At 58.8% G+C, this 22,807-nt stretch carries 18 protein-coding genes; 16 read left to right on the top strand and 2 right to left on the bottom strand.

Annotated features, from left to right (window positions below):
• Positions 1-15: 15 nt before the first annotated feature.
• Positions 16-1,416, bottom strand: a complete 1,401-nt coding sequence (locus OMR58_RS00850) for an aminotransferase-like domain-containing protein (protein WP_200559366.1) — start codon at positions 1,414-1,416, stop codon at positions 16-18.
• Between the two features lie 366 nt (positions 1,417-1,782).
• Here OMR58_RS00850 and OMR58_RS00845 point away from each other — a divergent pair, with 366 nt between their 5' ends.
• Genes OMR58_RS00845 through OMR58_RS00810 form a run of 8 tightly spaced genes read left to right on the top strand, consistent with a single transcriptional unit; the run spans position 1,783 to position 9,125 of the window.
• On the top strand, positions 1,783-2,265 hold the full coding sequence (locus OMR58_RS00845) for an MSMEG_0572/Sll0783 family nitrogen starvation response protein (protein ID WP_105591827.1): 483 nt from the start codon (positions 1,783-1,785) through the stop codon (positions 2,263-2,265).
• A 13-nt stretch (positions 2,266-2,278) separates the two neighbouring features.
• The gene (locus OMR58_RS00840) at positions 2,279-3,259 is read left to right on the top strand and encodes a Nit6803 family nitrilase (protein ID WP_264545131.1); all 981 of its coding nucleotides are present in this window, start codon (positions 2,279-2,281) and stop codon (positions 3,257-3,259) included.
• The gene (locus OMR58_RS00835) at positions 3,240-4,349 is read left to right on the top strand and encodes an MSMEG_0568 family radical SAM protein (protein WP_105591825.1); all 1,110 of its coding nucleotides are present in this window, start codon (positions 3,240-3,242) and stop codon (positions 4,347-4,349) included. The genes OMR58_RS00840 and OMR58_RS00835 overlap by 20 nt, the downstream gene beginning before the upstream one ends.
• Before the next feature lie 9 nt (positions 4,350-4,358).
• A complete protein-coding gene (locus OMR58_RS00830; protein ID WP_264545130.1) occupies positions 4,359-4,919 on the top strand; it encodes an MSMEG_0567/Sll0786 family nitrogen starvation N-acetyltransferase in 561 nt (186 codons plus the stop codon).
• The gene (locus OMR58_RS00825; RefSeq protein ID WP_264545129.1) at positions 4,916-5,881 is read left to right on the top strand and encodes a sll0787 family AIR synthase-like protein; all 966 of its coding nucleotides are present in this window, start codon (positions 4,916-4,918) and stop codon (positions 5,879-5,881) included. Before OMR58_RS00830 ends, OMR58_RS00825 begins: the two co-directional genes overlap by 4 nt.
• Before the next feature lie 13 nt (positions 5,882-5,894).
• The gene (locus tag OMR58_RS00820) at positions 5,895-6,185 is read left to right on the top strand and encodes an MSMEG_0570 family nitrogen starvation response protein (protein WP_105591823.1); all 291 of its coding nucleotides are present in this window, start codon (positions 5,895-5,897) and stop codon (positions 6,183-6,185) included.
• A gap of 17 nt (positions 6,186-6,202) precedes the next feature.
• Positions 6,203-7,465, top strand: coding sequence for an MSMEG_0569 family flavin-dependent oxidoreductase (locus OMR58_RS00815; RefSeq protein ID WP_264545128.1), 1,263 nt, complete (start codon positions 6,203-6,205; stop codon positions 7,463-7,465).
• Positions 7,440-9,125 (top strand): AMP-binding protein, encoded by a 1,686-nt coding sequence (locus tag OMR58_RS00810; RefSeq protein WP_264545127.1) that lies wholly within the window; start codon positions 7,440-7,442, stop codon positions 9,123-9,125. Before OMR58_RS00815 ends, OMR58_RS00810 begins: the two co-directional genes overlap by 26 nt.
• 97 nt (positions 9,126-9,222) lie before the next feature.
• On the opposite strand, the gene OMR58_RS00805 is transcribed toward OMR58_RS00810, so the two are convergent.
• On the bottom strand, positions 9,223-11,652 hold the full coding sequence (locus OMR58_RS00805; protein WP_264545126.1) for a membrane-bound PQQ-dependent dehydrogenase, glucose/quinate/shikimate family: 2,430 nt from the start codon (positions 11,650-11,652) through the stop codon (positions 9,223-9,225).
• Positions 11,653-11,985: 333 nt separating this feature from the next.
• On the opposite strand from OMR58_RS00805, the gene codB reads away from it, so the two are divergent.
• The 8 genes from codB to OMR58_RS00765 all read left to right on the top strand — a co-directional run bounded on the left by codB (position 11,986) and on the right by OMR58_RS00765 (position 22,802).
• Positions 11,986-13,254: a cytosine permease gene (gene codB, locus OMR58_RS00800; RefSeq protein ID WP_264545125.1), complete on the top strand. Its 1,269-nt coding sequence runs from the start codon at positions 11,986-11,988 to the stop codon at positions 13,252-13,254.
• Between the two features lie 2 nt (positions 13,255-13,256).
• Entirely contained in the window at positions 13,257-14,492 is a 1,236-nt protein-coding gene (locus OMR58_RS00795; RefSeq protein ID WP_105591817.1) for a PucR family transcriptional regulator, read from the top strand.
• Complete coding sequence (gene codA / locus OMR58_RS00790; RefSeq protein ID WP_200559091.1) at positions 14,489-15,727, top strand: cytosine deaminase; 1,239 nt, start codon at positions 14,489-14,491, stop codon at positions 15,725-15,727. Before OMR58_RS00795 ends, codA begins: the two co-directional genes overlap by 4 nt.
• Before the next feature lie 249 nt (positions 15,728-15,976).
• Positions 15,977-16,594, top strand: coding sequence for a nitroreductase family protein (locus OMR58_RS00785; RefSeq protein ID WP_264545124.1), 618 nt, complete (start codon positions 15,977-15,979; stop codon positions 16,592-16,594).
• A 361-nt stretch (positions 16,595-16,955) separates the two neighbouring features.
• Positions 16,956-19,388 (top strand): membrane-bound PQQ-dependent dehydrogenase, glucose/quinate/shikimate family, encoded by a 2,433-nt coding sequence (locus OMR58_RS00780; protein WP_264545123.1) that lies wholly within the window; start codon positions 16,956-16,958, stop codon positions 19,386-19,388.
• Positions 19,389-19,514: 126 nt separating this feature from the next.
• A complete protein-coding gene (locus tag OMR58_RS00775) occupies positions 19,515-20,339 on the top strand; it encodes a sugar phosphate isomerase/epimerase family protein (RefSeq protein ID WP_264545122.1) in 825 nt (274 codons plus the stop codon).
• Between the two features lie 106 nt (positions 20,340-20,445).
• A complete protein-coding gene (iolE, locus tag OMR58_RS00770) occupies positions 20,446-21,357 on the top strand; it encodes a myo-inosose-2 dehydratase (RefSeq protein ID WP_264545121.1) in 912 nt (303 codons plus the stop codon).
• A 14-nt stretch (positions 21,358-21,371) separates the two neighbouring features.
• A complete protein-coding gene (locus OMR58_RS00765; RefSeq protein ID WP_264545120.1) occupies positions 21,372-22,802 on the top strand; it encodes a sugar porter family MFS transporter in 1,431 nt (476 codons plus the stop codon).
• Positions 22,803-22,807: the final 5 nt, after the last annotated feature.

Below are 22,807 nucleotides of genomic sequence, written 5' to 3'. Positions count from 1 at the left end.
CCCTTTTTATCTATTTTACAACAGGATGCTGTGATAGTGCTCCGGGTACTGCAACACGTGGGAAATCGTCTGGAGATTTTCTGCGCACAGTTCGCGTGACCACGCGCCGCCCAGGCAGATGCGCAATGCGTCGGGGGGATTATTATCGGTACAGAACGCCGCGCTGGAAACGGCACTGACGCCGAGTTCGCGCAGCTTCACGGCCACTTCTGCCGGATTCCAGTTATGGTGGCGCGGCAGCAGCAGCCAGAGGTGAAATCCCTGCTTAGAGGCACGCACGGTGAACGGCTGCAAAATATCCGCCGCCAGCTTCTGGCGGATGCCGGCTTCCACTCGAATCGAGTCCAGCACGCGGTCGGCGGTGCCATCCTGAATCCACTGCGCGACCAGGCCATTGGTTATCGGGCTCGCCATCACATTCAGTGCGCGCAGCGCCCCGGCCAGCAGCTCCGTATTGCGTCTGCCCGGTCCCTTAACGAACGCGGTGCGTAAGCCGGGACCGAAGCATTTCGACATGCCGGTAATGTACCAGGTCAGCTGCGGTATCAGCTCACTGAAACTCGCAATATGCTCCGTTGCCAGCGCGGCATAGGCTTCATCTTCAATCACTGGAATGCTGTAGCGTTCGGCGACATCGGCCAGGGCTTCGCGTCGGCGCAGGGGAATGGTCAGCGTGGTGGGGTTCTGTAGCGTCGGGTTGACGTAGAGCGCGCCGATATTTCCCGTCTGGCACTGATGCTCAAACGCACGCGGCAGCGGGCCGTCTTCGTCACAGGGCAGCGACTGGAGTGGAATGTTCAGCTGGCTGGCAATGGCTTTCAGACCGGGATAAATCAGCGAGGCCACCGCCACACTGCCACCCCGGCGGCACAGCAGAGTCAATAACCCCACCAGCGCACTGTGGATACCGGGCGTAATCAGCACCTCCTCAACGCTGACCGGCGGCAGCTGCTTTTCCAGCCACACTTTAGCCATCACCTTATCGTCAGCAGTTCCGCCAAAATCCTGATAGCGCAGCAGGTGGATAATGTCTTTCTGCGCGAACATGTTAACGGCCCCGTCGCGGATAGCCTGCGCCAGCTCTTCACCCGGCTCAATCGGCGAGTTCATCGTCATCTCATAACTGCTGCCGCCGGTGAGCGGTACGGCAGGCACCTTGCCGCGGATAAAGCTGCCCAAACCCGGCCGGGAATCTATCAGCCCGCGTCGTTTCGCTTCGGCATAGCCCCGGGTCACGGTGGTGTAGTTAAGCGACAGCGACACGGCCAGATCGCGAAGGGGCGGCAGCCGGTCGCGTGGCTGAAACTCCCCGCTGTTAATGCCGTCAGCAATGATATCGGCGATCAGCAGATAAGCCGGGCGCTGGGTCTGATGAGTGAGATGGGTGTTCCAGCTGCTGGAGAGTTTGGTCAGCATCGTCGTCGCGCCTCGGGTCATAGCAAGACCCACACTATGCCGCCCGCCGTGACCCTCTGCAATCAAATTTCCATTGATTGCATCATTGATTGCATGATGATTTTCTTTGTGTGCTTTTTTGGTGCAAAACAGCATCAAACCAGTGCATTTATGCCGTTATGGCCCGCTGATGTCCGTGCGAAAGTCAGGGAATTACGCCGGGTAAAAAATTTTTTGGCTCACAAAATAGGCAATTGATAGGAGATTGATTGCATCGGGTGAAATCGCGGCTGGCACGTCCCTTGCTCCCGTTAATACAGCATCACCTGCGGATGCGCCAACATGGGGAGCCAGACTCCCCCAGACACTAAACGGGAGAAACGTGCTATGCCAAAAGTCACATTACCAGCTCATGCCACCGGTGATTTCTTTGTCGATTACGAAGAGAAGGTGTTCGAGGATGTGAAAGCGGAACCGGGCCAGAAGGCGTTAGTGACCTTCCATACGGTGGCCTTTGAAGGATCGATTGGCTTCGTCAATATGCTGCAGGCCACACGGCTACAGCGTAAGGGGTTCGAAACCTCGATCCTGCTTTACGGTCCGGGCGTTTTACTGGGCGTACAGCGTGGCTACCCGACGATCGGCGCGGAAGCGTTTCCCGGTCATCAGAACTATGCCAACCAGCTGAACAAGTTTATGGCCGAGGGCGGCAAAGTGTATGCCTGCCGTTTTGCACTCCAGGCGCTGTACGGTCACGGCGAGCCGTCACTGCTGGAAGGCGTGCGCCCGATCAACCCGCTGGATGTGCTGGATCTTAAGCTGCTGCACGTGCGTGACAATGCACTGGTTATTGACACCTGGACCATGTAAGCGGAGGTGCAAGATGGCTGGATCACGCATTATCCGCGCCGCTGCAGCTCAGATTGCTCCCGATCTTTACGAGGCCAGCAAAACGCTGGCCAAAGTACTCGAGGCAATCGACAGGGCAGCAGAACAGGGCGCTGAAATCATCGTATTTCCTGAAACCTTTGTTCCCTATTACCCGTACTTTTCGTTTATCACTCCCGCGATGACCGCCGGTGCTGAACATCTGAAACTTTACGAGCAGGCGGTGGTGGTGCCCGGTCCAATCACTTATGCCGTCGGCGAACGCGCCCGCGTGCGCAAGATGGTGGTGGTGCTGGGGGTGAATGAACGCGATCGCGGCACGCTGTACAACACGCAGCTGGTGTTTGATGCCAGCGGAGAGCTGGTGCTCAAACGCCGCAAGATCACCCCAACCTATCATGAGCGGATGATCTGGGGGCAGGGGGACGGTGCCGGGCTAAAAGTGATTGAAACCGCCGTCGGCCGCGTGGGCGCGCTGGCCTGCTGGGAGCATTACAACCCGCTGGCGCGCTACAGCCTGATGACCCAGCACGAGGAGATCCACTGCAGCCAGTTCCCGGGTTCGCTGGTGGGGCCGATTTTCGCGGAGCAGATGGACGTCACCATCCGCCATCATGCGCTGGAGTCCGGCTGCTTTGTGATCAACGCCACCGGCTGGTTGACGGAGGCGCAGATCGGTGAACTGACAGCCGATCCCGCGTTGCAGAAGGGGCTGCGCGGCGGGTGCAACACCGCGATTATCTCTCCGGAAGGCCGCCATCTGGTGCCGCCGCTGACGGAAGGTGAAGGTATCCTGGTGGCCGATCTGGATATGGCGCTGATCACCAAACGTAAGCGGATGATGGATTCCGTGGGTCACTACGCCCGCCCGGAGCTGCTGAGCCTGGTGCTGAACAATACACCAGCACGTTACGTGATCCCCCACAGCCCTGAGGCTGAACCAGAAGGAGCGCGCGATGCAGAACGCCCCACTTAATCGTCAGCAGCTGATCACCGAGCTTCTTACCCAGGGAGTACAGGTGATCAACCCGCAGCAGCAGCATGCCAGCCGCCACGGCGGGGCGGGGCCTTCCGATCACCAGGCGATGAATATTGACGGCGTGACGGTGATGGTGCCGGTCTACACCCATTCCGCCCACCGTTCACCGTGGCAGGTGAAGCACGAAGAATCGGGTACAACCCGCCTGTATAACCAGAGCATTCCCGTGCGGGAGATCGGGATTACCCGCAAGCCGCGCTTCTATGAGCGGCAGACGGCGGAGGGAATACCTTATTCACAGATTGCGACCCTGCACGGCACCGACGTGCTGGCCACCACGGTATTGCAGACCTGCATTCGTTATGAGAACCGGGCCAAAGCCTGTCAGTTTTGCGCCATCGGCCAGTCCCTGGCGGCAGGGAGTACCATCGCCCGCAAGACGCCCCAGCAGCTGGCCGAAGTGGCTAAAGCGGCGGTGGAATTAGACGGCGTTAAACATATGGTGATGACCACCGGCACGCCGTCGGGCAGCGACCGGGGCGCGCGCATCCTGGTGGAAAGCGCCGAAGCGATTAAAGCCGCCGTGAATCTGCCGCTACAGGGGCAGTGCGAACCGCCGGGCGACCCGCGCTGGTTTCAGCGCCTGAAGGATGCCGGTATCGATGCATTAGGTATGCACCTGGAGGCCGTTACGCCAGAAGTGCGTGCGCGCATCATGCCGGGCAAAGCGCAGGTCAGCGTCGATCAGTATCTGGTTGCCTTCGCCGATGCGGTGGCGGTATTCGGTCGCGGCCAGGTCAGTACCTATATCCTGGCGGGGCTGGGGGATACGCCGCAGGCCATTCTGACGCTGTCGGAGAAGCTGATTGCGCTGGGTGTTTATCCCTTCGTTGTGCCGTTCGTACCGATCAGCGGCACACCGCTGGAGCATCACGCCGCGCCGGACAGCGCCTTTATGACGTCAATTCTGCAACCGCTGGGACAAATGCTGAATCAGGCCAATCTTCGCTCCCGCGATATCAAAGCCGGCTGCGGCCGCTGCGGTGCCTGTTCGTCACTCTCCAGTTTTGAGCAGGCGATGGCCTGAGGAGTACCGATGAATCATTACGCGGGATACACCATAAAATGGGTCACGCTGCCGTGGGAACGGCAAAAAGCCTATGACCTGCGCCAGCGCGTCTTCTGCCATGAGCAAAAGCTGTTCCAGGGCGACGATCGCGATGACATTGATAAGCACGCCCGCCTGCTGGTCGCGCTGGGCAGCGTCGGCGGCTGGCACGATGAGGTGGTGGGCACCGTGCGTATTCATCAGCCGGAGCCGGGCATCTGGATCGGTTCCCGACTGGCCGTGGACAGCCTCTACCGACGTCAGGGGCAGCTCGGCCCGACCCTGATTCGGCTGGCGGTATGCAGCGCCCATGCGCTGGGCTGCACGGCGTTTTATGCCCAGGTTCAGCACCAGAACGAACCGCTGTTCAGACGGATGCACTGGCACACGCTGGACAGTTTCGACCTGCACGGCGTGCGGCATGTGCGCATGCAGGCCGACCTTAATTTCTATCCTCCCTGCCACGATCCCCGCAGCGGGATGGTGATCGGCAGCGCCACGCGGTCACGCGTTGCCTGGACCGCGGACTTCCTGACGGGGGCGGCATGATGGAAAACGAACTGACCGCGCTGATTTCCCGTCTGCATACTTTCAGCGGCCTGGCCCATAAGCAGGATATTCAGCCCGTGGCGCAGCAGCTGCGTGAAGCCTGGCCCTGCCCCTGTGCCAACGGCGATGACTGCGCGCTGATCCCCGACGGCGAGGGGTACAAGCTGCTGGCGATGGAGGGATTTATCAATCGCTTTGTCGCGGAAGATCCGTGGTTCGCCGGCTGGTGTGGCGTGATGGTGAACCTGAGCGATATCGCTGCGATGGGCGGGCGACCGCTGGCGATCGTTAATGCTCTGTGGGACGACTCGCTGCCGCACGCCGGGCGGATCGTACAGGGAATGGCAGCCGCCTCCCGGGCTTATCAGGTCCCAATCGTCGGTGGGCATACCAACCTGCGTTGCGATCGGCCGCAGCTTGCGGTGGCGGTGCTGGGCGAAACGCGGCATCCGCTGAGCAGCTTTCTGGTACAGCCGGGGCAGGCACTGATGGTGGCGATCAATTTGCAGGGGCGCTGGCATCCACCGGGCCACAACTGGGATGCGGCGACGGAGGCTGACCCTGCCGCACTGCGGCACGCGCTGGCCTTATTGCCTGAACTGGCAGCGTCGGGCCGGGTCCATGCCGCGAAGGACATCAGCCAGGCCGGGCTGGCGGGTACACTGGTCATGATGCTGGAAAGCGCTGGCGTCGGGGCTGAAATCAATCTGGCTGAGATCCCCATTCCGCCGCAGGTTGACCTTGAGCAGTGGCTGTGTGCTTTCCCCAGCTTTGGTTTCCTGCTGGCCGTGGAGCCGGAGCAGTGTTCAGCCGTACAGCAGCAGTTTAACAGCGGCGGTATCGCCTGCGCGCGCGTCGGCCACTTCACCGCTGACAAACAGCTGATGATGCAACTCGGGCAGCAGCGCGCCTGCTACTGGGATCTTGACCAACAGCCGTTAACCGGCATGAGCAATCACTAGAAAGGAGCGAGCAATGCCTGCAATGCACTTTGTCGTTTGCTGGCCGGACGGCAGCAAAGAAACCTGTTATTCCCCGTCTACGGCGATTGAGAAACACCTGTTGGTCAATCACCCCTACCGGCTGGATGAGTTTATCGCCACGACGGTCCGCGCGCTGGATGAAGCCAGCGAACGGGTGAAAGCAAAATTCGGTTATTTCTGCTCCAGCGCGATGGATCAGTCGGCGGCCATCAGGCTCAGGGCGCAGCAGTTCAGCCCGGAGCAGCTGGTCATTGTCGAAACTATTAAGCCTGTAACGGCCTGACAACAAGCGGACACCTTATGAACAATCATTATCCTGTGGTCATTATTGGCGGCGGGCAGGCCGGGCTCGCCATGAGCTGGCATCTGACGCAAAAGCACATTCGCCATATCGTACTGGAACGCCATCAGCTGGCCTGGGCGTGGCGGCATCAGCGCTGGGACAATTTCTGCCTGGTGACCCCTAACTGGCAGTGTCGGCTGCCGGGGTTCCCCTACGACGGCAGCGATCCGAACGGGTTTATGCTTCGTGACGATATCGTGGCCTACATCGAACGCTATGCCCGCAGCTTTAACGCCCCGCTGCGTGAAGGGGTGACGGTGGAGCAGGTGACTCAGCGCGGTGAAGGATTCCAGCTGCGCACCTCCGCCGGGGAGTTTCTCGCCGACCGGGTGGTGGTGGCCGTGGGCAATTACCATCGCCCGCGTTTCCCTGAAATTGCGGCACAGCTCCCGAAACACATTGCTCAGGTGCACTCCGCCGACTACAAATCCTCGCAGCAACTCCCTGAGGGAGAGGTGCTGGTGGTGGGGTCCGCGCAGTCGGGCGCGCAGATCGCCGAAGATCTGCATCTTGACGGCCGCCGCGTGCATTTATGCGTCGGCAGCGCGCCCCGCGTGGCACGCTTCTATCGCGGCAAGGATGTGGTTGAGTGGCTGGAGCAGATGGGCCATTACCGTTTAACGGTGGACAATCATCCGCTGGGCGAAGACGCCCGCCGCAAAACCAACCACTACGTCACCGGGCGCGACGGCGGACGCGACATCGATCTGCGGGCCTTTGCCTTACAGGGCATGCAGCTTTACGGGCGGCTGCTTGGCTATCGCGAAGGCCAGCTGCTGACGGCCGATGATCTGCAACACAATCTTGATGGCGCGGACGCCACCTCGCAGAAAATCAAAGACAGTATTGATGCCTGGATTGTCGAGCAGGGTATTGATGCCCCGGCGGAGGCGCGCTATCAGCCTCTGTGGCAGCCTGAGCCCGGGGCCAAACCGATAGACCTGCGCAATATCAGCGCTATTATCTGGGCCGTCGGTTTTCACACCGACTTCAGCTGGATTGATGCTCCCGCCTTTAACGCCAGCGGCTATCCGCGCCATACCCGCGGCGTGTCGGTGCATCCCGGGCTTTATTTCCTCGGTCTGCCGTGGCTGTGGACGTGGGGATCGGGCCGCTTTGAAGGGGTGGGCGAAGACGCCGAATGGCTGGCGAAACATATTGCACATCACGCTGCGCGCGCGGAGCCTGCTGAAAATGACTATGTTAACGATGCACGATGATCGGGATGGATTCAGCCTGGCGTTCTGGCAGCAGGAAGCGCGGCGTATCCACTGGCAGCGCCCTTTCCGGCAGGTGATGTCGCTAACGGAACGGGGGCCGCGCTGCCGCTGGTTTGCTGATGGCCGCACGAATTTGTGCTTCAACGCGCTGGATCGCCATCTGGATCGGCGCGGGGAGCGATGCGCCATTATCCATCGCGATTATCAGGGGCAGACGCATCGCCTGAGCTATCGCGAACTGTGGCAGCAGGTCAATGCGCTCAGCAGCCTGATGATTCACTGGGGCATTAAACCGGGCGACCGCGTATTGATCGCCCTGCCGATGACGCCGCAGGCCGCGGTGGCGATGCTGGCCTGTGCGCGTATTGGGGCGGTACACGTTGTGGTGTATTCCGCGATGACCGGCGATGCCCTGGCTCAGCGCATCGCGGCCTGCCGCCCTTTACTGCTGCTGCATCATGGCGACCCGCGCGGGCGCGGCATCCTGCCGCCTGTTCCGCCCTCGTCAGAAACGATGCGGGTCGTTGATACCGCAACGGCTGAGTTCGCTGAGCACCTCGCCCGGCACCAGGGGCAGATCGCGCCCTGCGTGTGGCTGGAGTCCAGCCAGCCGTCCCATATTCTGTTTACCTCCGGCACTACCGGCACGCCGAAAGGCATCGTGCGGGATACCGGCGGCTATGCCGTTGCCCTGCTGGCAAGCCTGCATCATCTGTTCAGGTTCGGCGACGATGAAATCTGCTTTACCTCGGCGGATGTCGGCTGGGTAACCGGGCACAGCTATGGGGTTTACGCGCCGCTGCTGGCGGGTTTAACCACGGTGATGTGCGAGGCCAGCCCGGCAAACGCCCCCGGCCAGAGCTGGTGGCAGATGATTGATGCACTGGGCATCACGCGCGTGCTGACCATTGCCGGCGCAATTCGTCTGGCACGGCAGCAGGGCGCGCCGCGCGGCCTTTCTTCCCTGCGCACCCTGTATCTTGCGGGGGAACCGCTGGATGATGCCACCGAACAATGGGTTAAAAATCATCTGGCGGTGAGATGTGAAAACCACTACTGGCAGACGGAATCCGGCTGGCCGCTGCTTGCCGGGGAAGGATCGGCGCTGAACGCCGTTTTTAGCCGCAGGGTAGATATCGTTCATCCGGGAACGCACCAGCCCTGCGCGGAGGGCGTTGCCGGGCTGCTGGTGGTGAAAGACACATTAGGCCCCGGCGCGATGCTGACGTTATGGGACGGCGATGAGGCGCACGACCGGCAATACTGGATCAACATCGCCGGGCGCTGGCATTACCTGACCCACGACTGCGCGGTCAGGCAAAATGGCCGGATTGTGGTGCGGGGCCGCATGGATGAAGTGATCAACGTTGGCGGCAAAAGGGTGGCAACGGCCGAAATCGAAAATGCGCTGACCGGGCTGGAGGGGATCGTGGAAGTGGTTGCGACCCGCGTACCGCATCACCTTCTCGGCGAAATGGTCGCGCTGTACGTGGTGACTCAGGATTCAGATGCGCAGCAGCAGGAGATATTGAAACAGCAGATCCGCGAAACGCTGACGGCGCGATGCGGGCGGCATGTGCTGCCTCGGCGGATCTATTTCCGGCAGTCGCTGCCTAAAACGTTTTCGGGGAAAATCGTCAGGCGAATGCTGGCGGTTTAACGCGGGGGAGTGGGGTAGGATTACTGTGGCAGAGGCATTTTCGTGGGGTCAGAACCGGTCATCCCGCTAAGGATGACCGGCTTTCCAACCTGTTAAATCACGGCAGTTTATAAGCAATCACGTAATCACCGCGATCCGGTGAATTACGCGCGCCGCCCGCGGAGATCAGCAGATACTGCTGACCGTCTACCGGCGATTTGTAGCTGATTGGCGTGCCCTGGCTGCCGACCGGCAGGCGGGCTTTCCACACTTCTTTACCCGTTGAGGTATCGAAAGCGCGCAGATAGTAGTCCTGCGTTGAGGCAATAAACACCAGGCCGCCCTGCGTGGCGAGCGTACCGCCAATGGTCGGCATACCAATAGGCATCTGCAGGCCAATTTTCACCCCGAACGGTCCGGTATCTTGGACGGTACCAACCGGAACCTGCCAGGCAATTTTCTGTGTTTTCAGGTCAACGGCGGTCAGCGTGCCGAACGGTGGCTTCTGGCAGGGGATTTCCAGCGGCGACATAAAGCGCACTTTCGCATTGATCGCATACGGGGTGCCTGACAGCGGCAGAGGGCGACTGATGGCCGCCGCTTCGTTGCCGTCGTTCTTCATGCCCTGAATCTCTGGCGAAGCCGGGATCAGCTGTACTTCCAGACCCACGCGCATATCGTTGATAAACAGTAAATTATTAACCGGATCGGTCGACAGTCCGCCCCAGTTCATACCGCCCAAAGAACCGGGCAGATTCAGTGAAGGATCGGTGCCCGGCGGGGTGAACAGCCCGTTGTAGCGTTTGGATTTAAACTGAATACGGCACAGCAGCTGATCGAACGGCGTTGCGCCCCACATATCCGACTCTTTCAGCACATCCGCGCCAATGGTCGGCATGCCAACGGAGAAGGGCTGCGTCGGCGAGTAGTTTTCATCCGGGATCTGCCCCTGGGTGACCGGGCGTTCTTCCACTTTGGTCAGCGGCTTGCCGGTTGCACGATCCAGAACAAACAGCTGGCCTGACTTGGTGCCGAAAATCAGCGCCGGCGTTTTTTTACCGTCCGCACCCGGGAAATCAGAGAAGGACGGCTGCATCGGAACATCGAAGTCCCACAGATCGTTGTGAACGGTCTGATACACCCATTTTACCCGGCCCGTGCTGGCATCAACCGCCACCATCGACGCACCGAACTTACGGTCCAGATCGTTATGCTTGACGCCCCATAAATCTACCGCTGCGCTGCCGGTTGGCATATACACGGTGTTTGAATGGCTGTCGTAAGACATCGGTGCCCACACGTTCGGTGTGGAGCGGGTATAGGTTTTATCCCCCTCCGGTGCCTGTTTCTGCTCAGGGTTACCCGGGTCAAACGCCCAGCGCAGCTGGCCGGTGATCACATCAAAACCACGAATGACGCCACCGGGCATATCGGTCGCCACATTATCCGCCACGCGGCCACCGATGACCACGGTGGTGCCCGCCAGCGTCGGTGCGGAGGTCGGATAGTACTCACCTTTGTCCGCGCCTTTGCCCATATGGTCGCTCAGGCTGACCCGGCCGTTGTTGCCAAAGTCATGGCAGAACTCACCGGTGTCGGCATCCAGGGCGATCAGCTCAGGCGTGACGCTGTTCATCAGAATGCGGCGCTGACACTGGGCCGCTGCCGGAACGGACACGCTGGCGACCGGCGTGGAGTCCGGCATATCAGGCTGCTTTAACGGTGCCTGGGCATCGAAGTAGGCCAGCCCACGGCAGCGCATCCACTTTTTCTGCTTCGCGTTGATTTCCGTTTTCCACAGCTCTTTACCGGTGGTGGCATCCACGGCAATCACGTTGTTATGCGGCGTGCATAAGAAGATGCGGTTACCGATCTGCAAAGGCGTCTGCTGATCTTCTGCGCCGCCGCCGTTCGGGCTGACGGGGATATCCCCGGTGCGGTAGGTCCAGGCGACCTGCAGGTTTTTCACATTGTCGCGGGTGATCTGGTCCAGCGCGACAAAGCGTGAACCGCCCGAGGTGTTGCCATAATTGTCCCAGTTGACCTGCTCTTCACCCGGCTTTACTTTCACCAGCGGCAGAGACTCACCCGACGCGCTGATGGGCGCATGAGGGACAAACATCCCGCCCAGGGTCGCGCCGAAGGCGATCGCCAGCATCCCGGCCAGCGATGCGGAGAATTTCCAGCAGGCTTTTTTACCCGACCGCTTCAGCAGGAGCGGCAGCGACAGCGCCACTAAAATGCCAAATCCGGCCAGCGTCAGCAGCCTTGAAACCAGCGGCCAGAAATCCAGGCCCACGTCCCACAGCGCCCAGATACCCGTGCCCACCAGCACTGCGCCATACAGCACCGCGCCGCTAAAACGCTGGCGGATAATCTGGATGCCAGAGACCAGCAGCGCGATTCCCGCTATCAGGAAGTAGGCGCTGCCGTGCAGGCTGACAAGCTGCCAGCCGAAGTAGATGAAGAAAGCGGCCATCAGCAGAATGATGGCACCCAAAACTGACAGCCAAACGGCCGCCGCTTTGGTGTTTTTGTAACCCGACATAATTGTTCCCTTAGGTGTAACTCATGCGCTAACGACAATACTAAAGCCTTACAAAATGTAAGGCTTGTTAATCACATGTAAAAAAGAGCCGCAATGTTAGTTTTTTTTTAAAATAAAGGCCATCGAACTTTGAGTAGATGTGCATACATACACCGCTGCTCCGTCATGGTGCGAAAGCCTGCACTCTGCACACTTTCATGACAGTTGACCGCGCGTTAGCGGTGTTTTATGTGCAAAGTGCCCACTTTGCTATGTAGTCTCTGCCCGGATATTTTTGGCATATCTCTTGCTGTTACTGGCATAGCCATTCAGACAGCCACTCAGAGGTTAACTATGTCAAACAGCAATGATTTCCCGCTCGTCGAAGCGCCCGCCTCGGGGCGCAAGGGTGTATTTTCGATTTCCATGGTCCTGTTCAGCTTTACGTTCTTTACCGGCACGATGTTCGCGGGAGGAAAACTTGGCGTCTCGTTTTCCATTGTTAACCTGCTGTGGATTGCCGTGATTGGTAACCTGCTGCTGGCCCTCTATGCTGCGTCGCTCGGCTGGATCGCGGCCCGCAGCGGGCTGAATACCGTGCTGATGGGGCGTTTCTGCTTCGGAGAAATCGGCAGCAAGCTGGCGGATTTTATCCTGGGCTTCGCTGAGCTGGGCTGGTACGCCTGGGGAACGGCGACCGTGGCTATTTCACTGGTCAAAATCCTCGGCATACCCGAGGTGATGACCGTTCCGCTGATGATCCTGTTCGGTATTCTGTTCTGCGTCACCGCGCTGGTGGGCTACAAGGGGCTGGATGCGCTGTCCCGCGTGTCTGTGCCGCTGATGTTTATTCTGCTGGTGATATCGATGTACATCGCTGCTCATCACGCCGGTGGCTGGCAGGCGATGACCCTGATCGAGCCGAACGCCAGCGAAACCATGACCTGGTCGGCGGCGATTACCATGGTATTCGGCACCTTCGCCAGCGGCGCGACCCAGGCGACAAACTGGACGCGCCTGGCCCGCTCCAGCCGTACCGCCATCGTGGCCAGTATGAGCAGCTTCCTGATCGGTAACGGGCTGATGATTGTGGCCGGAGCCTGGTGTGCGATCGTTTACCAGCAGGCCGATATCGTCGAGGTACTGATTTTGCAGGGGCTGTCCGCCGCTGCGGTGGTGATGCTGTGCCTCAACCTGCTGACGATCCAGGGGCCGACGATTTATAACGTCTCGGCGGCCGCCTGCCATCTGCTGCGCAGCGAGCGCCGCCGCACCCTGACGGTCGTTTCCGCTGGGGTCGGTATTCTGCTGGCGATTGGTGGTATGTATGAAATGCTGATCCCATTCCTCGTTCTGCTGGGCAGCATTATCCCGCCGATCGGCGGCGTTATCCTCGCCGACTACTGGTTCTATCGCGGCGGCCGCTATCCTTTACTGCACACAGCCCGCTTACCGCGCTTTAACTGGTCGGGGCTCTGCGCCTACGCGGTGGGGGCGGTGGTGGCTTATCTGTCGCCGTGGATCGCACCGCTGGTGGGTATTACTGTTTCCGCGCTGGTCTATATTGCTCTGACCCGCCTCGGCAAACGCCAGCCCGCCGCCGATTCAGTCGCGGAGCAGTAGCCATGAGCCTGACGCTAAGCGATATCCTTGCTCTGGAAGGGCTCTCCGCCATGCGGCTGCGCGCGGGCGGGCAGGGGTTGCAGCTGGCGGTGCGCTGGTACTACGTGGCGGAAAACGAAACTATCGCGGACTGGATCATGGGGGGAGAGCTGGTGTTTATCACCGGCATCAATCATCCCCGCGATGAGGACAATCTGATCCAGCTGCTGATGGAGGGCAAACAGCGCGGGATCGCCGGCATGGTGATCCTCACCGGTGACGCCTATATTCAGTCAATCCCGCCGCGCCTTATCGCACTGGCCGATGAACTGGGTATTCCACTGATCGAGCAGCCCTATCTGCTGAAGATGGTGATCGTGACCGAACGCATCGGCACCGCCCTGGTACGCAGCGAAAATGCCCTGCAGTCGCAGCGCGATATTCTGATGCAGCTGTTAACCGGAGATTATCCCGATTTGCAGATGCTACAGCAGCGCGCAATCCATCAGCAGCTGGATTTCACCCGCCCGCTGCGGGTGGCGGCACTGCGCCTTGAGGGGATACAGAACCTGTTTCGCCAGTTTCCCCCCGAGCAGGCCGAAGCCTGGCTACAGCAGGCGCGCCGTACTCTACGCCAGCGCCTGCAGCAGCAGCTGAATCAGCAGGGCAACAGCTTTCCGCTGGTCGAGCGCGGCAATATGTTTATCTTCCTGCTGCCGGACGAGGAAGATGATTTTTATCAGCAGAAAACGTGGTTGCAGCAGTGGCTGCGTGAACTGGCGGAAGGCAATGAGGGGCTGTCGCTGCTGTGCGGCCTGTCGGCGAAGGTACAGCAGTTGCAAGACTATCAGCGCGCGCTGTCGCAGGCGCGTCAGGCACTGGATCTGAGTGAAAACCTGCGCCCGGCGCAGCGCATCAGCGACTATCAGCAGCTGGGGTTTATCAAGCTGCTCTCTGCCATTAACGACCCGGCGCTGCTGAGTGATTTTATGCATGACCACCTCGGCTGCCTGATAGAGCGTGACCGCAAAAGCCCCTGGCTGCTGATGGAGACGCTGGAAACGCTGTTTCAGGAGAACGGCAACGTGGTCAGGGCCGCCGAGCGGTTGGGCATCCACCGCAACACCCTGCATCAACGCATTCAACGTATTGAAAAGCTGACCGGCTATGCGATCGGTCATCCACAGTTCCATCTCAACGCCTCGGTCGCGCTGACGATCTGGCGTATGTCACAAAACCATTTACGGGAACATCTATGAAACTGATCAACGCGCGCCTGCGCCATAAAGCATCACTCTATACCCTTGAATTAATTGACGGCGTGATTAACCGCATCACCGAGCAGTCCTCTGTGCAGGTGGCCGGGACCGACGATCTCGACGCGCAGCAAAAACTGGTTATCCCGCCGTTTGTTGAGCCGCACATCCACCTTGATGCCACGCTGACGGCGGGCGAGCCGGAGTGGAACCGCAGCGGCACGCTGTTTGAAGGGATCGCCCGCTGGAGCCAGCGCAAACAGACCGTCACGATTGAAGATACGCGCCAGCGCGCGCTGAAAACCATTGGTATGCTGCGCGATAATGGCGTGCAGCACGTTCGTACCCATATTGATGTTACCGACCCCTCCCTGACGGCGCTTGAGGCCATGCTGGCCGTGAAAAAAGAGGCCGCTCATCTTATTGACCTGCAGATCGTGGCGTTCCCGCAGGAGGGCATTGAATCCTTCCCCGACGGCCGCGCGCTGATGACCCGCGCCATTGAGATGGGTGCCGACGTGGTGGGCGGCATCCCGCACTACGAATTCACCCGTGAGAAGGGCATCAGTTCGCTGACTTTCCTGATGGACCTGGCCGAGCGCCACAACTGCCTGGTGGATGTACACTGCGATGAAATCGACGATCCGCAGTCGCGCTTTCTGGAAGTGCTGGCGGAAGAAGCGCGGGTACGCGGGATAGGGGCGAAGGTAACCGCCAGCCATACCTGCGCCATGGGATCTTACGACAACGCTTACTGTTCCAAGCTGTTCCGCTTGCTTAAGGCCTCGGGTATTAACTTTATCTCCTGCCCAACGGAGAGCATTCATTTACAGGGCCGCTTCGACACCTGGCCGAAACGTCGCGGGGTGACGCGGGTGGCGGAGCTGGACCGTGCCGGGATCAACGTCTGCTTTGCGCAGGACTCGATCCAGGACCCGTGGTATCCGCTGGGCAACGGCAACATCATGCGCATTCTTGATGCCGGTCTGCATATCTGCCATATGCTGGGGTATGACGATTTGCAGCGCTGCCTCGACCTGATTACCGATAACAGCGCGCGGGCGATGTGCCTCGGGGATAACTACGGTATTGCCGAAGGACGCCCGGCGAACCTGCTGATCCTGGATGCCGAAAATGACTACGATGCGGTGTGCCGTCAGGCCCGGGTGCTGACCTCGATTCGACACGGTAAAATTATTATGCAGCGCCAGCCGGAACGGATTGGCTATCCCGAGTAACTGTTAAGTTCGCCCGGCGGTTAGCTGCCGGGCGTGCGTTTGGCCTTAACCTGAGGCTGCGTGCAGATCCCCTCTGTTTCATTTCAGGCTCCTTCACTAATTGATATAAATACCGATCGTTACAAAAGTAATTGACAGGGCGGGTCCGGCTCCCCTAGATTTATAACGATCGTTATACATGTGGTCTGCATCGGGCTCTGAAGGTCGCGCAGGCATTGACCACCCGTCTAATCAATTACAGGAATAACCATGAGCAATACCGTTATCGCATCCCTTTTAAGCCGCACAACCACCAGCCTGTATGATCCGGCTGCCACGTTAAGCGACGAGCAAATCCGCGAACTGGTGCGCGTCGCAACCACTGCCCCCACGGCTTTCAACTTCCAGAACTGGCGTTTTATTGCCGTGCGCACCCCCGAAGCCAAAGCAACGCTGCGAACGCTCGCGTGGGACCAGCCTAAGATCACCGATGCCGCCGTGACCTTTATCGTCTGCGGCCAGCTGATCGACTACAGCGTGCTGCCGCAGCGTCTGGCACCAGCCGTGGCGGCGGGGATCATGCCCGCGCAGATGGTGGAAGGATGGCAAGGTGCCGCACGCGGCCTCTATTTTGAGCAGCCGCAGCGCCAGCGTGATGAGGCGGTGCGAAGCGGTGCCATTGGCGCGACGGCGCTGATCTACGCGGCGCATGCGCAGGGCCTGGGGTCAACGCCGATGATCGGTTTTGATGCGGATGCGGTGGCCCGGACGTTTGCGCTGGCCGACTCGGAGCTGCCGGTGATGCTGGTGTCGGTCGGCAGGGCACTGCCCGAGAACTGGCCGCAGAAACCGCGCCGCCCGGTCGCCGACGTACTGGATTTCATCTGACCGCTGGGGTCAGTGTCAAATGTGATGAATTGAATTCATACAGAATTTTCTTCATGCAGTGAGATGAGGAGTATCTTTTGAGTCCTTTTGTATCATTTCGGTGAAGAAACCCAATGGCTGGCATAACTTGATGTCCAGCTAGCTTTATTTTTGCACTATTTCAGATTGAATGATTCATTTTCAAGCATTTTTGAAATGAAAATTCGATTTGCGTCTCATTTTTGATCTTCTTTCATTGTCTCAATTGTCTCTTTCGATCTACTTTGCGTCTAATTTGACACTTTATGTATCAATAAGAGGCGTGCGAAGTATTAATCGATGCCTCACGGATAACAATGGCAAGTAAGCGGAAGAAGACAAAATGACAAAATCTGTTTGGCTACTGGGCGCTATCGGTGCACTGGTGATTATCCTGGGAGCAGCACTGGCGGCAGGCGGTGCCTGGCTCGCGGTATTAGGGGGAGCCTGGTTCTATTTGTTCGCAGGGGTTCTGTTGTGCATCACCGGCTACGGCTTAATGCGTAGGCGTTTCTTCGCCTGGCCGGTTGCGCTGGGGCTGGCGCTGTACAGCGTGATTTGGGCCTGCTGGGAAATTGGCGATGATTTCTGGCAGTTCCTGCCGCGCGTAACGGTGTTCCTCGGTATCGGTATGCTGGCGTCCCTGTGTGCGCCGTGGCTGACCCGGAAAAATGGCCTGCCGACCCCCGGCAAAAAGTCGGCGTTTACCACGGCCGGTGCCTTCTTTATTGCCCTGGTCGCGTTGATTAGCGGCATCTTTATTCCCCATGCGGAAGTCACCGCATCGGGCGAAGCCGCGCCGGTGATTAATCCTCAGGCCGGTCACGAAGGCGGCAACGACTGGTCGGCCTGGGGGCGTAACACCCTCGGCGAAAAATATGTCCAGTTTGACCAGATCAACAAAAGCAACGTCAAGGATCTGAAGGTCGCCTGGACCTATCGCACCGGAGACATGGCGGTGGACGGTGCCGAATATCAGGTTACCCCGCTGAAAGTCGCCGACACCGTTTATCTGTGTACGCCGCTGAGTAAGGTGATTGCGGTTGATGCGACAACCGGTAAAGAGAAGTGGCGTTTCGACCCGCAGCCGAAAATCTTCGAAAGCAACCAGGGCTGGAAGCGATGCCGCGGAGTGGGCTATGCCGATCTCGACGCGCTGTCGGCGACCAGCCCGACCACCGGCGAGGTTACCGGAGCGGGAGTTTCCGCTGCGGCCACCTGCCGCAAACGTATCATTGAAACGACCATCGATGCCCGCATTGTGGCGCTGGATGCCGAAACGGGAAAACTGTGTGAAGACTTTGGCAACGGCGGCTACGTCGATCTGACCGTGGGCCTGCCCGCTGACGCCAAAGGGGGACAGCAGGGCAGTTATAACGTCACCTCCGCGCCGCTGGTGGCCGACGGGGTGATCATGGTGGGGGGCCGTCTGAACGATAACCTGACCGTTGGCGAGCCCGGCGGCGTTGTGCGTGGCTATGATGTGGCAAGCGGCAAGATCCTGTGGGCCTGGGATGCGAAACGCGGTGCCAGCGACAGCAGCCCGCTGCCGGTTGGGCAGACCTATCCGATTGAAACGCCTAACTTCTGGGGCACCGCCGCCTACGATCCTAAGCTGGGTCTGGCCTATTTCCCGACGGGTAACCAGACGCCTGACTTCTGGACCGGCGACCGTCATCCGTACTCTAACGAGTACAACGATGCCATCGTGGCCGTCGACCTGAAAACCGGCAAGGAGCGCTGGCACTTCCGCACCGCCAACATTGACCAGTTTGACTACGACGTTTCCACTCAGCCGATTCTGTACGATATGCCGCAGAAGGATGGCACCACTATTCCGGTGATCATCCAGGGCACCAAGCGCAGCCAGATTTTTGTGCTGGATCGCCGTACCGGCAAGCCGGTTTACCCGGTGGAGCAGCGTAAAGTGCCGACCGATGTCATGCCGGGGATGCAGGTCGCTGATACCCAGCCTTACTCTGCGCTCTCCGTGGGCGTCGACCGGCTGAAAGAGTCCGATATGTGGGGAGCCACGATCTTCGATCAGCTCTACTGCCGCGTGCAGTTCAAGAAGCTGCGCTACGAAGGGGAGTGGACGCCGCTGTCGGATAAGCAGGACACGCTGATCTGGCCGGGTTATTACGGCGGCCAGAACTGGGGCAGCATGGCGATCAACCCGGCGACCGGTGTGCTTTACGTCAATGACATTCGCATGGCGATGGTGGGGCGCTTCCTGTCCCGTGAGGAGGCCGCGAAGGGGGGGCTGAAACCGTCAACCGAAGGCGAATATTCCGAGCAGAAGGGCACGCCGTGGGGCGTGGAGCGCGGGATGTTCCTGTCACCGCTGGGTACACCGTGCTTCAAACCGCCGTTCGGCTCGCTGACCGCTATCGATCTGGCGAACAACCAGGTTAAGTGGCAGGTGCCGCTTGGCGGCATCCAGGATGCACCGATCCATAACAGTTTTTTACCGAAGGAGGGCATTGTGCCGAACCTGTATATTCCACTGGGCATGCCCAACCTCGGCGGTCCACTGGTCACAGCGGGCGGGCTGAGCTTCTTCCACGGCACGCTGGACTACTACCTGCGCGCATTCGACAACGATACCGGTAAGGAAGTCTGGCGCACCCGTCTGCCGGTCGGCGGGCAGGGCACGCCAATGAGCTATATCGGCAAGGACGGTAAGCAGTACATCGTGGTGGTGGACGGCGGTGCGACTCGCACCGGCACCAATAAAAATCGCGGCGATTACGTGATTGCCTACGCCTTACCCTGATTCAATTTTACCCTGAATAGTCTGTTAAACGGCGCTCTGCATAATCAGAGCGCCTGCCGGGCGGCGCGATTAAAAAATCGGTTGCCGGAATAACGATCTTATTATCTGCATATTAAGGTGATTATAATGCTGACCTCATTACATGGTATTTCGACCAGCCACGGTAATTTAATAACGGATGTACGACTCGCGAAAGAGGCGGGGTTCGACGCGCTGGAAATATTTTATCCTAAACTGGTGCGCTATTTAGAAAATGGCGGAACCACGCAGGAAATAAAACAGATTATTGCCGATGCGGGGCTTTACATTTCATTTCTCAGCGCACTCGACAGAATTGAACGGCATGAGGGGAGCGAGAAGCAGCAGCTGCTGGCCGAAGCGGAAAAAATCACCCGTGAGGCCGTTGAGCTGGGTACCGAAACCGTCATGATATTACCGCGTACCGGCATCGACCATTATGCTGATGACAAGATCATGGACATCATGAGCGAAAATATTTCTGCTATCGCCACCATCGGTGAACAGCACGGCATTCGCTATATGATCGAGCTGCCCGCCTTCACCAAATTCCGCACGCTAAGCCAGGCGCGGGAGGTGATCCGCCGGATTGATAAGAAGAATATCGGTGTGGTGGTCGACTTCTGGCACTTCTATGCCTCCGGCGCCACGCCGCAGGATGTCGCTACGATGGATAAAGATATGATTTTTGGCGTGCACTTCGGTGACGGCCGCGTGCCGCACAGCCCGCAGGAACCCTGGGATGAAACGGTATTACGCGACTGCATACCGGGAGAAGGGGAAATCGATCTTCGCGCCTGGTCCGAAGCCGTTAAATCCACTGGCTATAACGGAGCCTGGTCAATTGAATTAATCAGCCCGCGCCTGTGGGAACGCGATCCTGCTTTATTAACAAAGGAGCTGTTAGCCTCCATTAAAAAATACGCGAATTAATTTAACTATTATCGAACCTCGGGTGTTAACGTTCATTCTTAATTAATGAATTCGATCGTTATCACCTTAATACCTCCCTGTATTAATGCGTGACGTAGAGAATAATATGAAAACAAATAATGCTCCCCGTTTACCGGTGAGAGTGGCAATCAGTCCGCTCTCCTGGGCCAATGAAGTCATAGAAGAGTTTGGTAAAGATGCCACGGCAGAGCTATGCCTGACGGGCGCGCAGGCTGCGGGTTATGAAGGCGTTGAGATGAGCCGTTTATTTCCCCGCGATCCTGACGAACTGAATACGCTGCTGTCCGGTTATCACCTTTCCCTGGCATCCGGCTGGCACAGCGGTTTTCTCGCCGAGCGCAGCGTGAATGAGGAACTGATCGCGGTTGATGAGTTTGCCACGCTGCTGCAGAAAACCGGGGCGCGGGTAATGGTGTACGGCGAGTGCGCCGCGATGGCGGAGAACGCGCTGGATGTGCCCATGTCCCGCCGTAAGAAGTTAACTCCGGCGCAGATGGCGGCGTATGGTGCGCGGCTGACTGAGTTCGCCAGGGCGCTGGCGGAACGCTACGGTCTGGCTATGGCGTATCACCACCACCTGATGATGGTGGTGGAAACGCGCGATGAAGTTCGCCAGCTGATGGCGGCAACCGGCGATGAAGTCGGCCTGCTGCTGGACACCGGACATGCGCTGACGGGCGGGTTCAGTTACGTCGATCTGATTTCGGAGTTTGGCCCACGGATTAAGCATATCCACCTGAAAGACGTGCGTCCGCAGGTACTGGAAACCGTGCGCAGCGGCGATCTCTCGTTCAACGATGCGGTGTGGGCCGGCATGTTTACCATCCCCGGTGACGGCGCGATTGATTTCCAGCCGCTGTTCGAGTTTATCCGCCGCTCGGGTTACGAGGGCTGGGTAGTGGTAGAAGCCGAGCAGGATCCTTCGCTGGAGTGCCCGGACATCACCGTCGCCAGAGCGCGTGACTGGCTCAGCACCATTCTGCCTGCCAAGGCATAACGGAGAGCAATACCATGTCTTATAAACACAGGTTTAATGCCCGTTACGTGTATATGCTCTGCCTGGCGGCTTCCGCCGGTGGATTTATGTTTGGTTATTCCGAAGGGGTGATTGCCGCCACGCTGGAGTCGATTCAGCACACCTTCGGCCTGAATTCGGTTCAAACCGGCTGGGCGGTTTCCAGCGTGATCTTTGGCGGGGTGATTGGTGCGCTGACCGCCGGGAAAATGGCGAATAAAACCGGCCGCAAACCGGTGATGCTGCTCAGCGCCATCCTGTTTGTGGTGACCTCTTATTTTTCGGCCGTCGCGGACTCGTTTACGCTGTTTACCGGCTCGCGGCTGATATGCGGTATCGCCGTGGGCCTGGCAGCGACGGTGGCCCCGATGTATATCTCTGAAATGTCGCCGGCCAAAATGCGCGGCAAAGCAACCGGGACGTACGATCTGTCGATGGTGGTCGGCGTGCTGGCGGTGTTTATCGTCAACTATCTGATTGCACGCGGCATGCCGCAGGCCTGGATGGTCGAAACCGGCTGGCGGATTATGATGGCTGTGCAGCTGGTGCCGTCGCTGGCGATGCTGGTGTTGATCATTTGCTTACCGGAGTCGCCGCACTGGTGTATCCGGCATAACCGCAGCGAGCAGGCGATTAAAGTGCTGTCGCGTATCTATCCGGAGCTTAATCAGGAAGAGGCCCGTCAGCTGTTTCAGCTGCCATCATCACCCGCCAGAAGCTCAAACACAGCGAGCAAAGGCGCGTTGGCGGACAACCTGGCGCTGCGCTATATCCTGGTAGTTGGTGTGGCGATTGCGGTTCTACAGCAGTTCACCGGCATCAACGTCATCAACTACTACACCCCGATGATGCTGGAAGACACCACCAGTGATAAAGACATCATCTTCTTCGAAACGATTTTTGTCGCCCTGCTCAATGGTATTGGCGCATTTATCGGCATGCACCTGTTCGACCACTACGGCCGTCTGCCGATCATGAAGATTGGCACCGTCGGTGCCATCGTCGGGCTGCTGATTGCCTCCTGGGGTCTGTACACCAATGATGTCGGCTATATCGCCATCAGCGGCATCCTGATCTTCACGCTGTTCTTTGGTATGGGTTGGGGTGCGGGTGCCTGGGTGATGATCTCGGAAATTTTCCCGGACAGAATCCGTGAATTCAGTATGGGACTGGCCGTGGGTCTGATGTGGATCAGCAACTTCCTGATCACCCTGGTGTTCCCGATCGTCAACGACAATGCCTGGCTACAGGAGCAGTTCCACGGCGCGTTCTCCATGTGGATCTTCGTGGTGTTTAACGTCGTCTGTTACTGGTTCCTGTCGCGTTACGTTCCGGAAACCCGAGGCGTGGCGCTGGAAGATATAGAAAAGGTCGCGGCAGCGAAGATGCTGAAAAATTCGCTGTCTGTGCAGACGGAGAAAGGCTGATTTTT

This window comes from Erwinia sp. INIA01, assembly GCF_025947915.1.
In the GTDB taxonomy this organism is placed as follows: Bacteria; Pseudomonadota; Gammaproteobacteria; order Enterobacterales; family Enterobacteriaceae; genus Erwinia; species Erwinia coffeiphila.
This window is presented reverse-complemented; position numbering and strand designations above follow the sequence as displayed.

Excerpts from the sequence above, each read along its gene's own strand:
- OMR58_RS00765 (WP_264545120.1), top strand. The coding sequence starts at position 21,372 with ATGTCTTATAAACACAGGTTTAATGCCCGTTACGTGTATATGCTCTGC.
- codA (WP_200559091.1), top strand. The coding sequence starts at position 14,489 with ATGAAACTGATCAACGCGCGCCTGCGCCATAAAGCATCACTCTATACC.
- OMR58_RS00775 (WP_264545122.1), top strand. The coding sequence starts at position 19,515 with ATGCTGACCTCATTACATGGTATTTCGACCAGCCACGGTAATTTAATA.
- OMR58_RS00805 (WP_264545126.1), bottom strand. The coding sequence starts at position 11,652 with ATGTCGGGTTACAAAAACACCAAAGCGGCGGCCGTTTGGCTGTCAGTT.
- OMR58_RS00780 (WP_264545123.1), top strand. The coding sequence starts at position 16,956 with ATGACAAAATCTGTTTGGCTACTGGGCGCTATCGGTGCACTGGTGATT.
- codB (WP_264545125.1), top strand. The coding sequence starts at position 11,986 with ATGTCAAACAGCAATGATTTCCCGCTCGTCGAAGCGCCCGCCTCGGGG.
- OMR58_RS00830 (WP_264545130.1), top strand. The coding sequence starts at position 4,359 with ATGAATCATTACGCGGGATACACCATAAAATGGGTCACGCTGCCGTGG.
- OMR58_RS00815 (WP_264545128.1), top strand. The coding sequence starts at position 6,203 with ATGAACAATCATTATCCTGTGGTCATTATTGGCGGCGGGCAGGCCGGG.
- OMR58_RS00850 (WP_200559366.1), bottom strand. The coding sequence starts at position 1,416 with ATGCTGACCAAACTCTCCAGCAGCTGGAACACCCATCTCACTCATCAG.
- OMR58_RS00840 (WP_264545131.1), top strand. The coding sequence starts at position 2,279 with ATGGCTGGATCACGCATTATCCGCGCCGCTGCAGCTCAGATTGCTCCC.
- OMR58_RS00845 (WP_105591827.1), top strand. The coding sequence starts at position 1,783 with ATGCCAAAAGTCACATTACCAGCTCATGCCACCGGTGATTTCTTTGTC.
- OMR58_RS00825 (WP_264545129.1), top strand. The coding sequence starts at position 4,916 with ATGATGGAAAACGAACTGACCGCGCTGATTTCCCGTCTGCATACTTTC.
- OMR58_RS00835 (WP_105591825.1), top strand. The coding sequence starts at position 3,240 with ATGCAGAACGCCCCACTTAATCGTCAGCAGCTGATCACCGAGCTTCTT.
- OMR58_RS00785 (WP_264545124.1), top strand. The coding sequence starts at position 15,977 with ATGAGCAATACCGTTATCGCATCCCTTTTAAGCCGCACAACCACCAGC.
- OMR58_RS00795 (WP_105591817.1), top strand. The coding sequence starts at position 13,257 with ATGAGCCTGACGCTAAGCGATATCCTTGCTCTGGAAGGGCTCTCCGCC.
- OMR58_RS00820 (WP_105591823.1), top strand. The coding sequence starts at position 5,895 with ATGCCTGCAATGCACTTTGTCGTTTGCTGGCCGGACGGCAGCAAAGAA.
- iolE (WP_264545121.1), top strand. The coding sequence starts at position 20,446 with ATGAAAACAAATAATGCTCCCCGTTTACCGGTGAGAGTGGCAATCAGT.
- OMR58_RS00810 (WP_264545127.1), top strand. The coding sequence starts at position 7,440 with ATGACTATGTTAACGATGCACGATGATCGGGATGGATTCAGCCTGGCG.